This is a genomic window from Mucilaginibacter daejeonensis, assembly GCF_020783335.1.
In the GTDB taxonomy this organism is placed as follows: domain Bacteria; phylum Bacteroidota; class Bacteroidia; order Sphingobacteriales; family Sphingobacteriaceae; genus Mucilaginibacter; species Mucilaginibacter daejeonensis.
This window is the reverse complement of record NZ_CP086068.1, coordinates 828,778-843,891: the sequence shown is the minus strand read 5'-3', so window position 1 is coordinate 843,891 and position 15,114 is coordinate 828,778. Positions and strand designations below refer to the sequence as shown.

The following is a 15,114-nucleotide window of genomic DNA, read 5'->3' as shown; positions in this document are numbered from 1 at the left end:
TGTTAGGCAAAGTATCCGTGCAGATACCATTGCGCATCGGCCCCATCATAATGCCCCGAACGGAACACCCAGTAACGCTGACCTTCCGAATCCTCTACCGCATAGTAATCACGGTGTTCGCCACTGTCGTACCACCATTCGCGGCCTATGCGTTCGGGGCCATCTGCCTTGTGTATCACATGGCGCTTTTGTTTGTAGATGAATAGTTTGGGAGGATCATCAGGCACCAGCGCCATCACTTCGATGAGTTCGGGCTTGGCCAGCAACCGGATCGGGCGTAGTTGTTCGGGCCAGGATGTGGTGGGTTCCTCGGTAAGGGACGATGCCGGCCTGACCGACCGCTCGGGCCAGTAGTGCTCAGCCGGCAGATAACGTTGTATGGCTTCCGGACCAACCTTGCCCGCCACCCGATCAAGCAATTCGGCCAGGGAGTTATCGCCCAATCCTTTGCTTACCGCCCAAAGCTGTTCCTGCACGGTGTCCATGTCCTCTACCCTGAGCGCTTCGAGCAAGAACAATTCGATACCCAGCGCGGGCTCGATGCGGGCGATCTGCAGTTTAAACAACTTTAACAAATGTGATACACTGTGCGACCCACGGGTAGTGGTGATTCCCGCCTGCACCAATCGCCCATCTACGCGGTAACATTTCAACACGGCCTTGCGCACGCCCTTACCTTCGGCCTGCAAACGGGTACATAACTTAGATAGCAGTTCCTCGATAGCCACCTCGATACCCGGAGCGGTGCGAATGGGTTCTAAACAAGGCAGTCGTTCTACATAAGGTACCGGTGGTGTAAGGGGCAGCAGTACCTCCTGTACCTTACCCAAAGCCTGATCCAAACGCAACAATAAATGCGGCCCGAACCTGCGCCGTAGTACCGAGGGCTGTATCTGCATCAGGTCGCCAATATGACGAAAACCCAGTTTATGCAGCTTATCCACCACGGTAGGCTCCAAACGTAAAGCGGCAGGGATCAGGGTGGCCAACACTTGCCTTTGTGCACCCGGCGGCACGATGGGTTTGGAGGTAGCATAACGTGATACCGCCCAGGCAGCACCCGGCGTATCGGCAATGGCGGCACGGGCATCAAATCCTGAATCGCGCAACTTGATCACGATCTTTTTCAGGTATTCCCGCTCGCCACCCCACAAATGGGCACAGCCCGATATATCTAACAGCAGTCCATCGGGCATATCCACAGCCACCAGGGGCGTATAACGGATACACCAAAGCCCCAGCAGGCGCAGCAATTTGGCGGCACGGCCGGCATGGTCATTTACTACTTCTAATTGAGGGATAGCAGCACGGGCATCGGCTACCGCCATACCGGTAAAGGCGCCCTGCTGCTCAGCAAGTTCATTAGCGGCAGTGATCACGATCCGGTTGCTCACCGGCATCGCCAACACGAACGGAACTTCTTTCAAGGCCTGCCGGCGTAGCACCAGCGCATCGGTAAGCAAGTGCCTGAACCAAATGGCCATATAACGCTGCTGCATAGCTCACCCCACCTTCCTTTCTTCGGCCTGCCAAATTTGTTGCACCGTTTCAAAATGCCCGTCGCCCCATTCCAAGATCCAACTTCCCGTTCTGCCGTTCCGCACTTTCAGCAGTTCTACCTGCCAGCGCAAAAAACCCAGACCGGGCAATCCATCAGGTGCAACGCTGGGTAAAGGGGTAACACGCCAGCGTGCCACACAAGCCGTCGAGCCGGGCTTATCAGCAGCGTTACGCATCACAAAACCGGTGACGCGACTTTGTTCGACCGCCAGTTGCAGGCGACGCGACAGTTTGAAATCAAGATCACTTACCTCGCATACCACAGCCGTTAGTCCGCTGCATTTCAAAGCCTCTTCCATTACCCAAAGGGCATCCTTATCATGAGCAAGGCTGATGAAGATCACCTTATGCGGCTCTACCCCGAACAAGCTTAACGCAGGTGCGAAAAGCCTCCGTTTACGCCCTATCCAAACGCAGATGCCGCCATGCTGTAACAGTGATGATAGTATGCCCGTGACCAAACCACTACCGGCAGCGGCCTGCTCGGTGGAGCCGCATAATAACTCATGCACTGCCCCTACCGGGAACACGCCATTAGGAAATGCCTCCTCTACCGGGCCTAAACCTACAACTGACCGCGTACCCACTGCCGGGGGCCTGTAGCCTTCCCATTGCAATATCTTTTTTTGCAGTGTATCGATCAGTTGTTGTTTTTCAGCGTTCATTATGACCAGCACTTGACACCACAAAACTATGCTAATATTTTTAGTATTTTAAAATAAACTTTTAGAAAGATCTGCACATTCTTTAGTCAGAAATGTGGAAAGATCATTTTATAAAATGAACCGTTGGAACGAAAAGTCGGGGTCTCGCATCTCGATCTCGTTAGCACTTGAGGCGCGTTGCGCTGCCGAGGCATAAACGAACATTCGTTGTTCGTAACTATCGATAGCCGCCTTTATGCTATTAAAACGATCACTGGTAAGGTTATCGGCCAGGATCATGGCATCCATCAAACCCGTGTTCACTCCCTGACCGGCAAAGGGTGGCATCAAGTGTGCGGCATCACCAATAAGCGTGATAGGAAGCGGTCGCTCCCTTTTCCAGGGTTCGCCCAATGGCAATTTTCGGGTGGGCAGGCATACGAAAGAACTGGTGGCACTGATCAGTTGATGAAAGCGTTGGTCCCAATCCTTCAAAAGATCATGTAAAAAGCTGGCTATGCTGTTGGTATCGCTTAATAGTGGCCGATCAGCTTCAGGCTCTTTCATGATCACGCCAAAGCTTAACAGCTGGTCATTATGCGGGTTTACCACCAGTAATTTACCTTGATGGGCCACCATAAGCCTTTTGCCATTGCATAACTCATAAAGGCCTGGGCACCTGACCTCGGGCTCAGGCACATCGCCCTGTATGATCAGAGTGCCTGTGGTTTCTACCTGGGTATCGGTCACGTATCGCCTTACTTTCGACATGCCCCCATTAGCACCGATCACCACATCGGCAGTAGCGTCGGCCCCGTTAGCGAACCGCAATAGCCATTGTCCATCACGCGGTTCCAGGTCGGTGCACTGGGCATCCCATATCACCGTACCCGGACTTAAACTATCCAATATCATTTTACGCAGATGGTTCCTGTTGATCTCGGGACCGTCGTACCGGTTATCGGAAGTTATCTCTTTGATGAATAACATATTTCCTTTTTCATCAGTACCAATAACGCCCATGGGTATGGCCAGTTCATAGTATCGTTGCAAGAGACCGGCCTTTTGCATCACCAGTTGCCCTGAGCCTTTATGCAGATCAAGCGTTCCGCCCCAAATGCGGGCCTCTGGATGCTCGTCGCGCTCGTAAACCTGAACATCAACATTGCCTTGTTGCAGTAACCTGGCCATAGTTAGGCCTACCGGACCTGCGCCTATAATGGCTACTTTTTTATGCTTTAATAACATGGTATGATCTATATAATGATGACCATACAAAGTTGTAGAAGCAGACTTTAGGAGGATTGTACGAATGCGACAAAATGAGCTTTGTCGAGCTTTTCCTGGCGGGCCTTGCGGGCAAATGCCGCGGGAGTGGTGCCTGCGTAACGTTTGAACTCGCGGCTTAAATGTGCCTGATCGGTGTACCCGGCTTCATGAGCAAGTGCTGCAAGGTTGACCTCATGATCCAGCCACAAGCGGTTACGCACCTGCTCAAAGCGCATCAATGCGGATACATCTTTCACGGTATGGCCTGATGAATGTTTGAAGTTGCGCTCAAGCGTACGAATTGTAGTGTGCGAAGCCTCGGCCACATCGCTTACGGGCATTTTGCCGTTGGCTTTAAGCATGGCTGCCCCTGCTTTGAACAAGAGGCTGTTGTGTGGCACTGATGACCGCATCTCCAGTAAATGATGGGTAAGTATTTCGATCGCCTCGTTGATGTGCCCGACGTGTACCAACTCCGCCAGCGAGGAATGCAGCGATGCGATCGGATGATGCAGCACGTTGATGCTATTTTGTCCCGAAGGGATACTCAGCAGATCGAACACCGTCCACGGGAAACACCTGATGCCTAAGATCTGCGAACGGCCTTGTGCATAGAATTTGACCGGCCGGTCAAGTAACCCGATCATAAATGGTGAGGGCAGCGGTATCAGCACGCCATCACTCATTACGCTGCATCCATTGCCAAAATGGAAGATGATCTCGGTGTAACCGTCGGGTATCACCTCAAAGCTGCTTAACTCTGGGCCGTGATCCTGATCGTTATGCCAAAAACATCTTACTGTGTCAAGCAGTGGTTCAGGGGGCGGAAATTCTTGATGCTTCATGAGGCCATTTAAACGCCTGGTGTGGCTACCTACAAATATGGTAAAATGAGCAATACTGCGATCAGCGGGATAAGCATGACCGCTACGCCGATCTTTAAAAAGTAGGAAGAGCTCACGGTGATACCCTCGCGCCTTAATACATAAAGCCATAAAATGGTAGCTAACGACCCCGTTACAGAAAGATTTGGCCCTAGATCGATCGCTATAAGTATGGCCTTGCGTACCAGGTCAGGTATGGTGGCGGCTTGTGCTATCTCGCCTGAGATCAGTCCTGCCGGGAGGTTGTTCACCAGGTTACAGATCACGGCCAAACCACTGCCTGCCACCAAAGCGGTAGTATGCGCATGATCATGTGCCGCTGCCGACAGCCTGGCAGCAATAGCCTGGGTGATGCCGGTTTGGCCAAGTGCTTCAACGATCACAAATAGTCCGGCGACAAGTATTAACACTGCCCATGATACCTGCTTGAACGCGCCGATCACCGACCGCTTGGCCATGAAACCAATCAGCAGAGTGCATAACAGACCGGTGATAAAAGTGGGCCAGCCCAAGGCGATATCGTAAGCCGAACATACCAGCATTACCACTACCGTAAAAATGATACTATACAAGGCCAGTTTACCGGTGCTGCTTAATGGCTGCTGTTCTACCTCAGGTTCAAAGCTTTCTTTTAAAGCGTTACGCTGGGTGAATTTAAGCACGAGGTAGGTTAGCGCGATCACGATAACCGACGGGATCAAGAACTGGGCAAGCCACTGACCGAGCGATGGTAAGTGATCCTGGTAAATGACCAGGTTTGCCGGGTTGGATATAGGCAACAGGAACGACGCCGCGTTGGCAATGAACGCACATATAAGCAGGTAAGGCAAATTATTCTTGACCCCAGCCGCACGTGTGGCCGCGATCACTGCGGGCGTTAGCACTACTGCAGTGGCATCGTTAGAAAGCAAGGCGGTGACCACGATACCCGAAAGATATACCAAACCAAAAAGCCGGGTGGCCGACCCTTGCGATGATCTTACCGCGTGACCAGCTATCCAATCAAAAAGTTTTTCCTCACGCGCCGCCTCTGACAGGAGCATCATGCCGGCCAGGAACAAGTAAACATCGGTGCCTTTGGCAACACCTTGTATGGCCTGTCCGGTGGTCACCATACCGGTGATCATCAGGATCAGGGCTCCACCAACGGCCCAAACCGCTTCAGGTAATTTGAAAGGCCTGATGATCACCCCTGCGATGGATAGCAGGGATACCGTCCAAATGATATAGTTATTCATGCTTTGGCTCCTGGCTTGGGTCACAAACCGCACGCAAAGTACGGCTATAAAATATCCATATCAATATTGAAACTACCGCAAAGCTGCCCAGCACCAGGAACGCCGGTTTAAAGCCCATGCCTTGCGCAAGCCAGCCACCTATAGCTGGGCTCAAGGCTGCACCAACACCCTGAACGGTCATTACCGCGCCTTGACCAACGTTGATGCGACCGGTACCGTTCAATATGTGAGCCACCAGTGCCGGTACTGCCACGCTTTGCAACCCGGCGCCAATGCCATCAAGCGCCTGAACGGGGTAAATGCCGGTATGATAATTCAGAAGTACCGCCGCTATACCGCGCACCGGCAGGGCAATGAACGATAGGAGCATGATGAGCCAATAGCCACTTTTATCGGCCGCGCGCATGGCCACTACCGATGCGCCGATCATGACCAGTTGTGCGATAACAATGGTCATGGCCACGAACATGGATGCATTACCACCGTTACTCTGGCTGGCCGCACCTAAGCCATATAAAGGTAGCATTGCACCGTTCCCCAAATGGAATGCTGCAAGCGCGGCCGCGAGTAGTAACAAGGGTTTACACTCGAACAATGCCTTGAAATTACTTGCCCCAGCCTCCTCATCGCCCTCCTTCATGCCGCGGGCGGCGCGGTCGTCAATGGCCGAGGCGGGGATGGTGCTTACTAAGAAGATGGAGATCAACCCGAACACTGCTGAAAGGTAAAAGATGGCCGTCATGCCGTACTTCATCCCTAAAAATCCGGAAAGCCCGGCCCCTACCATGTTACCGGCGTGGTTCCAGGCCTGGTTACGGCCATTCTGCCGGTTAAATCCTTTTTGGCAAACCAGCCCAAGCGTAATGGCCATCACTGCCGGAACGATGGCCGCACCGGCAATGGCCGTGGCCACCTGCGATAAAGCTACCACCCAAAACTCCTGCGAAAGCAAAATGACCGCCGATGCCAGCACGGTGCAAATGCCGGGTATGATCACAAAAAGCTTTTTATGCCGCGTGCGATCGATCAGTGCACCCGCTGGTATGGTGACGAGTACGCCGGCAACACCCCCCAAGGTCATTACCGTACCAATGGGGCCACTCTTCCATTGGTGAGCCAGCAAAAAGATCCCCAAAAAGGGACCTATACCGGCCTGCATATCTGCCATGAAAAAATTCAATGCCTCCAACGAGGATCTGAAACTATTGCTCTTCCCTGAGGATGAGTGAGGAACGGCTATATCTGACATTTGGATATTACAACCCGGCAGTATTGAAAAGGTTGAACGGGAATATCAGAATGATAAGTATTTCATAAAAAATAATACAACCATTAGTGTTAAGAGAACGCGCTCCACACATTCCTGTGGTATTATCAGACCATACTTTGACGTATGAATCTCATCATGCTCATAAAACATATTAACTTTAGCACCATGAACTTTGATATCGAGATATTGATCCGCTTCCTGTTATCATTACTTTGGGGCGGGCTGGTGGGGGCCGAACGCGAATATCGTGGCAAGGCGGCCGGTTTCCGTACCACGATCATGATCTCGTTCGGGGCTTGTTTCTTTACATTAATGTCTAATGCCATCGGTGGCCCGGGCAACCCCGACCGTATCGCCTCTAATGTGGTGACCGGTATTGGCTTTTTAGGCGCCGGGGTGATCTTCAGGGGTAACGACCGGGTGAACGGCATCACTACCGCTGCTACTATATGGACCGTAGCAGCCGTGGGTATGGGCATTGGTGGCGGCTATTATTTTGCCGCCGGTTGCGCCAGCTTTTTGATCTTATTCATTTTAGGGGTGTTGCCGATGATGCAACGCCGCATCGATAGCCTTAATCAACCCAAAACATTATATGTACGTTTTGACCGCCGCGTGAACGGAGCCGAGATATGCGAAAGGGCGATGGCCGAAGCAGGTATCAGGTACCGGCTTACCAAGCAGGTAAAGGACGGTCAAAAATTACACCTAACCTGGCAACTGAGCGGCAAGGCACCGGCAATGGCCTCGTTCTTTAAAGACGTTTACAGCAAAGAAGAACTTGATTTTATAGAAAGCTGATCAGCTACAGTGCTTGCATATACCGGTGATGGAAAGGTCTACCTTTTCGGCCTTAAAGCCAGGTGGCATTTTCACCGCAGGTACATGCAGGTCGTTCAGGCAATATACCTTTTGGCATTGGGTACAGTTGAAGTGAAAATGCTCGTCATGGTGCTCATGCTCGTTACAGCTGGATGAACACATGGCGTAATTGGCCGTGCCATTCAGGTCGATGATCTTGTGCAGGATACCCTTCTCTTCAAATACGCGCAGTATGCGGTAAAGTGTTACTCGATCCACTTCGCTACCCATCATTTTTTCCAGCACCGGTTGCGATATGGCCGCGCCACGCTCGGCAATAATATTGAGTACGCTCAAGCGCCCGCCGGTAGCTTTTAATTGATGTTCGCGCAGTATGGCCAAGGGATCTGTTGTCATGTGACCTTCTTTTTTTAGAGCTACAAATCTAATGATACTTTATTTGTTGAGCCCCACTACAATGTAAAGTTGCTCGGCGTTGACCAAGTCTCTCCTGACAACGCTTTTTTAAATGCAACATTATTGCATTTAAAAAAGCGTTGTCTATATTTGTGCCTCATTCCATGTTATGTTAAAGAAACTGCCTGTTACCGTATTGAGTGGCTTTTTAGGAGCCGGAAAGACCACTTTGTTGAACCACATCCTGCATAATAAAGAGAATATGCGTGTAGCCGTGATCGTGAACGACATGAGCGAGGTGAACATAGATGCCCGGCTGGTGGCCGGCGGGCAGACCCTGTCGCGCACCGAAGAGAAGCTGGTAGAGATGAGTAACGGCTGCATTTGCTGCACGCTGCGCGAGGACCTGATGATCGAGGTGGAAAAACTTGCGCGGGAGGACCGGTTCGATTACCTGCTGATCGAGAGTACCGGGATATCTGAACCCATACCTGTGGCGCAAACGTTCACCTACGCCAGCGATGCGCAAGACATTGACCTTAGCCGCTATAGCACTCTGGACACCATGGTGACCGTGATCGACTGCTTCAACTTTTTCAATGATTATATCAGCACCGATAAACTTGTTGACCGCGACCTGACCGACAATACTGACCAACGCACCCTCGTGAACCTGCTCACCGACCAGATCGAATTTGCTAACGTGATCATCCTCAACAAAACTGACCTGATACTACCTAATGACCTTGGTCTGCTCAAAGCCTTCATCAAGAAATTGAACCCAGAGGCCGAGTTGGTTGAGAGCGAGTTCAGCAAGGTGCCGCTTAACAAGATCTTGAACACCGGCCTGTTCGACTTTGATAAGGCCTCGCAGGCTGCGGGCTGGATCAAGGAACTGGAAGGGAACCACACACCTGAAACGGAAGAATATGGTATCGGCTCGATCGTGTTCCGGTCTGCCAAGCCCTTTCATCCGCAGCGGTTATGGACATTTTTCAACGACGAGTACCCCAACAATATCATCAGGGCAAAAGGCCTGTTCTGGCTGGCCTCGCGCAGGCATCAGGCCATCAATTTTTCGCAGGCGGGTGGGTCGCTCAGGATCGATGTGGCCGGTACATGGTGGGCTTCCATGTCATACCAGGAACGTTTACAATATGCCGACTTTGTAGACAATCAGCAGCTGATCGAATCGAGATGGTCGATGCAATTTGGCGACCGCATGAACGAGCTGGTATTCATTGGGCAGGACCTGGAAAAGGAACAGTTGATCGCCCAACTGAATAAATGCCTGATCAGCAACGACGAGATGGAACAGTATCGCAACGAAGAGACCTTTACAGACCCGTTCGACAGAATACTGTGATCGATCGTTTTAATGAATTGCTTGTTCATACGAAAAAGGTCCCGGCTTCATCAAGCCGGGACCTTTTTTATTTTACGGAAGCGGTGGTTAACGTCACCGATTTTGGTCTGTCCTGCATGGATCTGCCCCAGGCCTTGTTGGGTTTATTGCCCATCTCAAATATTAGTTCACCACCCTTCATCAGATCGGCGTAGGTGATATAGGAGCGGGTATAGTTCTTTCCGTTGAGGGTAACTCGCTGAATGTAGATGTTTTGGTCGTTGTTATTGTGGGCCGTTAAACGCATGCTTTTCCCTCCGGGTAAACGTATGGTGGCCTCATTGAACAGCGGACTACCGAACACGTAATTGCCGTTGGCCGGGTTGACCGGGTAAAAGCCTAACGACGATAACACATACCATGACGACATTTGCCCGACATCTTCGTTACCGATAATACCGTCGGTCTTGTCGGTGTAAAAGTGGTTCATGATATAGCGTACCTTCTCAGCTGTCTTCCAGGACTGGCCAGCGTAAGCGTACAGGTAGGTCACATGATGACTGGGTTCGTTACCATGGGCGTATTGACCGATCAGACCTGAAATATCGGGTGATCTTTCTTTGCCCATATCTCCCTCGGCTATGAACAATGAGTCCAGTTTTTGAGTGAAGCGCTGTTCGCCACCTAACATGCTCATCAGCCTTTCCACATCCTGAGGTACCAGCCAGGTATATTGCCAGCCGTTGCCTTCAGTAAAGTCGCCGCGCTCATGTATGGAGATGAACGGGCTGTAAGGCGTACGCCATTTGTCGGCCGATAAGCGGCCACGCATGAAGCCAGCCTTGGCATCGTAATAGTTGCGATAGTTTTGCCCTCTCTTGCTGAAATATTCAAAGTCTTGCTGCTTGCCCAGCTTTTTGGCCACCTGCGCCAGGCACCAGTCATCAATGGCGTACTCCATCCCTAATGATACCGACTGCGCCAAACTATCTGCCGGGATGTAGCCCAGTTGCTTCACGAATTTGATGCCCAAGCTATCTCTCATGGCCGTTGCTTTCATAGCTTCGTAAGCTACACTAACGTCAAAGCCTTTAAAGCCTTTCAATATAGCATCGGCCAGCACCGGCACGGCGCTATAGCCAACCATGCAATAGGTCTCGTTGCCCATCAAATGCCACATAGGCAAGCTACCCTGTTGCTTGTAAATGGCCAGCATGGAGTTCACCATATCACTCACCTTTTCGGGCTGCAGCAAAGTATACATAGGGTGCGCTGCACGATAAGTATCCCATAAGGAAAAGGTGGTCAGGTTGGTAAAACCTGCTTTGTTGTGTACTTGCTTATCAGTTCCCCAGTAATCACCATTATGATCATTAAAGATCGATGGTGCGATCATGGTATGATACATTGCCGTGTAAAAGATCTTCTTCTTTTTTTCGTCAGGCGTTCGTACCATTACCTTTTGCAACTCCTGGTTCCAGGCTGCATCGGCAGCGGCTACCGTACGGTCAAAACCCCAGCCGGGCAGTTCAGCCTTGATGTTGCCCAAGGCATTGCCCTCGCTCACTGGCGATATGCCTACCTTCACCAATACCTTTTCACCCGCAGTGGTCAAGAAACTGGCCACACCTTTCACTTTCCTGCCTTGTAACGAAGTACCGGGCTTTAAAGCGGTGGTATCATATACGGCAAAGGTCTTGATCGGTTTAGAGAAGATGGCCGTGAAATAGATTCGTTGATCAGGTGCCCAACCTTTGGAGAAACGGTAACCTGCGATAGTGGAATCATTCACTTGATGCAGGTAAGTGTTCACCGGCGAGTCCCAGCACAACCCCTCCTGCAGGTCAATGATCACGTGAGCGTCATTAGTTTTAGGGAAGGTGTATTCATGAAACCCTACCCGTTTAGTGGTAGTGAGGCGTACGCCTACATCGTATCGTTTCAGCTTTACGGCATAATAGCCGGGGCGGGCGGTCTCTTCCTTATGGCTAAATTTGGATACATAACCACTTTCCATGTTCTTGATCGAGCCCTTCATGGTCTTGATCACGCCTGTAGTAGGCATCAGGGAGACATCGCCCAGATCGCCTATACCTGTACCGCTCAAGTGGGTATGCTGAAAGCCTACGATGGTAGAATCAGAAATGTGGTAACCCGAGCACCAGTCCCACCCCTGCGAGATGTTGCTTGGTCCAAGCTGTACGGCTCCAAAAGGTACATTAGCGCCCAGGAACACGTGCCCGTGAAAACCGGTACCGATGAATGGGTCGACATATTTGGTCAGGCTTGCTGCCTTTTGCTGCTGCGCATGACCGGCCTGCGGAGCCAACATCCCTAATAGTACTGTTGCCGTTGACAAGAGCTTGCCGAATGAAATGTTCAGTTCTTTCATAGTTTTATAGATGACGAGCACATCAGCGCTCTAATTGGTTCAATTTAAAACGGATCACTTCCACGGCCTCCTTTTGGCGAGAAATGATCACATACATATATCCCTGATGAATGATGGTATGCGGATAGCCATACTGGCCGCCTTTCCACAAACCCTCAGTGCGCAAATGGTAAAGCTCGTTGGCTATCACATAGCTTTTATCGAACACCTTTCCATCTTTCGATATGGTCAGGATCAGCGGGTTGCGGTCATAATGATGTAACGTATCTGGTATGCCTACATAATAAAAGCGACCGTCGGGCAGTTGCCCAAAATGGAACTTGCTGTCGTTATCACTGAACTGCGTCTCTATGGGCTTGGTCCACGTTTGCGCATTATCGTTGCTTTGGGTCAGCCAAAGCTTTCCTTTCCAACCTTTGCCCGTTACTCGCATCAATAAGTGTATAACGCTGTCAGGCGTTTGGAAGTACGAGCCCTCACACAACGGCGGGAAGCCATTCTTTTGTGCGGGGGCATAAAAGGTGGAAGGATTATCCTGTGTGTACAGCGACGGATCATAAAAGCTGTTCATCTTCCAGCCAGATAAGCCAGTGGGATCATCAGAATACGGATAAGAGAAGTTGCCGCAGATCAGCAGACGCCCACTTTTTAATTTTTGCGGACCATGATTGGGGATCACCGGCAGGTTAAGGTCTTTCGGTTTACTCCAGTGCTCACCATCGGTAGTGGTCTTTGCCCAAAGCTTGGTTTGGGTACGATGCAGGGTATACTCCCCATAATACGCTACCAAAGTGCCTTTGTACTCGTACATACCGGCAGCGGTCAACACGTTCAGCGTGTCATTGTACTTTGACGGCGAGGCCAGTTCCATAGGCTTCGACCATTGCTTCATATCTTTTGATACGGCATACACTACCCGTTGGCCCGGCGAATCCTCATCCTTCAAGCCGTTAGACCATAACGCGATCAGCTTGCCTTTAAAGCTAATGATGGACGGGTGGTGCGAATACAGCCAGGTTTCTTGTGGAACGAACACCATGCTACGCTCGATATTTAAACGCGGCAGGCCCTGATCGGTGGTGTAAGTGTTGGTGACCGGTGCCACCTGTGCCTGCACCTTGACGGCAAGTATAGCAAGTATAAATATATAGGTGATGATACGCATAAAGTGTTTATTGAGTGATGAGCCCGACCTCGGCTGCGGTGGCTCCGTTGCCCGCGATCACGTGCAAGGCGTCAAAGCGCACAATGCGGGCGTTAACAGGTTTATCGAAAGTGACCGTCTGTTGAACGGGATTAGCGCGAATGTTGGAGAACTCGCCTTGGGCTACCTCCTGCCAGTTGGCACCATCAGTACTGACCCAGATCTTGTATCGATCAACTATACCATCGATCTTATTGTCCTGACGGGGCAAATAGATAAAGGCTTTTATGGTGGATGCGTGGCCAATATCAACGGTGAGTTGCGCCTCCCGCAAAGGGTTAGCATCTGTCGTGGTTATGGTACTCCATAAGGTCCGCACATCGTCATCAATGGCTTTTGAAGCGTCGCTTTGGTCTAATGCAGGTGATGTAGAGGCCGCTTTCCAACCTGCTTTGGCAAGGCCGAACGTGGCAACGGCCACTTCACTTTGCAGCTTTTTCATCATCACCAGCGCTTTTACCGTGCCGCCTTGGGGCAGATCGAACGGTGCGTGATAAACAGTTGAGTTAGCTGTAGGCGTACTGCCATCGGTGGTGTATAGTACCAGTGAACCTTCTGTTGGGGTCTTTATTTTTACCTGGCCTGACCGGTCGCGAACGATGACAGGTTTTTCTACATGATCAGGCTCCCTATAAAGGCCGAACTCACTTAGCGCGATACAAACCGGCGACCTGTTGATCTTTAGCCGAACTTTAGACGTGATCACAGCCTTAGGCAAACGGATCGACCGGTTACTGCCAATGCTGGTGGCCGATGCGATCTGCTCCCACTTACCGTTCAACCATGCTTGTACCTCAAAAGCTTCGATCCGCTGCCCTAGCTTGATATTCTCGCGCAGCCTGATCACGTTGAAGCTCTTTGTACCTTTCAGTGTTAGTGTCAGTTCAGGGGTTGTAACGCCATCATCGGTGGCCCAGTACGAATAGCGATCATGATCCAACAGCTTTTGTGCGCCGTACACAGCCTGGTTCCCGCCCCTTACGTTACTGGCTTTGATGGTGGCCCCCTTGGTCATGTCCACGGCGAAGGTTCGCTTCAGGATGTTACCAAATTCGTTCAGTGAGGCCACATCATGCTGATCCAGCAATCCATCGCGGTTAGGCGCTAAACCTAAGTCGAGGGCAGCGCCCCTGCCTACGCTTTTATAATACAGATCCAGTAGTTGATACGGTGTTTTGACCTGGTCGTTCTGGCTGTCGTGGTAAAACCAGCCTGGTCTTAGCGGCACATCGCACTCGGCAGGCATCCAGTACTTACCATTGCGGGTACCTTCGGTAGCCAGTTCATATTTGGAGTAGCCATTGGCCGGACGCTCGCCCGCCTTGGGAGCCAAAGGGGTATAAGTGGCCCAGCAGATCTCGCCGGCGTGTCCTTCCTCATTACCTACCCAGCGCACATCAGGACCTACATCACCAAAAATGACGGCCGATGGCTGCATTTTGCGGGTAAGGGCCCAAGTGGTATCCCAGCCATAGTAAGTAGTGCGGTCGATCTTGCGTACACCGCGGCTACCGCCATAGTAACCATCGCCCCCGTTTGCACCATCATGCCAGGAAACGAAGAGCTTTCCGTAGTTGCTGTATAGTTCTTTCAGCTGATCGCGATAGATCTTCACATAGGCCGGCGTTCCGTACAAGGCACTGTTGCGATCCCATGGCGAACAGTAGGCACCTAATTGCATATTCAGCTTATCACACGCCAGTTGATACTCTTTCATGATATCGCCGTGCCCGTTCTTCCAGTTACTTTTACTGATGTTATGATCAGTGGTAGCCGTTGGCCACAGGCAAAGCCCGTCATGATGTTTGGCCACTATCACTACACCTTTAAAGCCTCCTGCCTTAGCCGCACCCACGATCTGCATGGCGTCGAACTTTTTAGGGTAGACCAACTTAGGGTCCTCATCGCCAAAGCCCCACTCCTTGTCGGTATAAGTATCAACCCCAAAATGGATGATGCAGTACATCTCCATCTCGTGCCAGTTGAGTTGTGCTTTGTTAGGGACAGGGCCGTAAGGTGAAGGCGCTTTTTGTGCGTTCACGCTGCTCAACGTGATAGCCAGTAATGCCGAAATACTGAGTACCTTCATA

General features: G+C 51.1%; 12 protein-coding genes. 2 read left to right on the top strand and 10 right to left on the bottom strand.

Going from position 1 to position 15,114, the window contains the following annotated elements:
• Positions 1-2: 2 nt before the first annotated feature.
• The 6 genes from LLH06_RS03800 to LLH06_RS03775 form a co-directional block, all read right to left on the bottom strand.
• The gene (locus LLH06_RS03800; protein WP_228171936.1) at positions 3-1,499 is read right to left on the bottom strand and encodes a Y-family DNA polymerase; all 1,497 of its coding nucleotides are present in this window, start codon (positions 1,497-1,499) and stop codon (positions 3-5) included.
• A gap of 3 nt (positions 1,500-1,502) precedes the next feature.
• Complete coding sequence (locus tag LLH06_RS03795) at positions 1,503-2,225, bottom strand: ImuA family protein (RefSeq protein ID WP_228171935.1); 723 nt, start codon at positions 2,223-2,225, stop codon at positions 1,503-1,505.
• Between the two features lie 108 nt (positions 2,226-2,333).
• Positions 2,334-3,452 carry an FAD-dependent oxidoreductase gene (locus LLH06_RS03790; protein ID WP_228171934.1) on the bottom strand — a complete coding sequence of 373 codons (1,119 nt, stop codon included), beginning with the start codon at positions 3,450-3,452 and terminating at the stop codon, positions 2,334-2,336.
• Between the two features lie 47 nt (positions 3,453-3,499).
• Positions 3,500-4,318: a helix-turn-helix domain-containing protein gene (locus tag LLH06_RS03785; protein WP_228171933.1), complete on the bottom strand. Its 819-nt coding sequence runs from the start codon at positions 4,316-4,318 to the stop codon at positions 3,500-3,502.
• Positions 4,319-4,347: 29 nt separating this feature from the next.
• On the bottom strand, positions 4,348-5,595 hold the full coding sequence (locus LLH06_RS03780; RefSeq protein ID WP_228171932.1) for an arsenic transporter: 1,248 nt from the start codon (positions 5,593-5,595) through the stop codon (positions 4,348-4,350).
• Complete coding sequence (locus tag LLH06_RS03775) at positions 5,588-6,844, bottom strand: MFS transporter (RefSeq protein ID WP_228171931.1); 1,257 nt, start codon at positions 6,842-6,844, stop codon at positions 5,588-5,590. The genes LLH06_RS03780 and LLH06_RS03775 overlap by 8 nt, the downstream gene beginning before the upstream one ends.
• Before the next feature lie 186 nt (positions 6,845-7,030).
• Here LLH06_RS03775 and LLH06_RS03770 point away from each other — a divergent pair, with 186 nt between their 5' ends.
• Positions 7,031-7,666 carry an MgtC/SapB family protein gene (locus LLH06_RS03770; RefSeq protein WP_228171930.1) on the top strand — a complete coding sequence of 212 codons (636 nt, stop codon included), beginning with the start codon at positions 7,031-7,033 and terminating at the stop codon, positions 7,664-7,666.
• Here LLH06_RS03770 and LLH06_RS03765 read toward each other — a convergent pair whose 3' ends face one another.
• Positions 7,667-8,083 (bottom strand): Fur family transcriptional regulator, encoded by a 417-nt coding sequence (locus tag LLH06_RS03765; protein WP_228171929.1) that lies wholly within the window; start codon positions 8,081-8,083, stop codon positions 7,667-7,669.
• Between the two features lie 169 nt (positions 8,084-8,252).
• Between LLH06_RS03765 and LLH06_RS03760 the strand changes: the two genes are divergently transcribed.
• Complete coding sequence (locus tag LLH06_RS03760; RefSeq protein WP_228171928.1) at positions 8,253-9,449, top strand: GTP-binding protein; 1,197 nt, start codon at positions 8,253-8,255, stop codon at positions 9,447-9,449.
• Positions 9,450-9,516: 67 nt separating this feature from the next.
• On the opposite strand, the gene LLH06_RS03755 is transcribed toward LLH06_RS03760, so the two are convergent.
• From LLH06_RS03755 to LLH06_RS03745, 3 genes are read right to left on the bottom strand one after another with little or no spacing between them, the layout of a single operon-like run.
• The gene (locus LLH06_RS03755) at positions 9,517-11,820 is read right to left on the bottom strand and encodes a GH92 family glycosyl hydrolase (RefSeq protein ID WP_228171927.1); all 2,304 of its coding nucleotides are present in this window, start codon (positions 11,818-11,820) and stop codon (positions 9,517-9,519) included.
• A 22-nt stretch (positions 11,821-11,842) separates the two neighbouring features.
• Positions 11,843-12,985, bottom strand: coding sequence for an exo-alpha-sialidase (locus LLH06_RS03750; protein WP_228171926.1), 1,143 nt, complete (start codon positions 12,983-12,985; stop codon positions 11,843-11,845).
• Positions 12,986-12,992: 7 nt separating this feature from the next.
• On the bottom strand, positions 12,993-15,113 hold the full coding sequence (locus LLH06_RS03745; RefSeq protein WP_228171925.1) for a discoidin domain-containing protein: 2,121 nt from the start codon (positions 15,111-15,113) through the stop codon (positions 12,993-12,995).
• Between the last annotated feature and the right edge of the window lies 1 nt (position 15,114).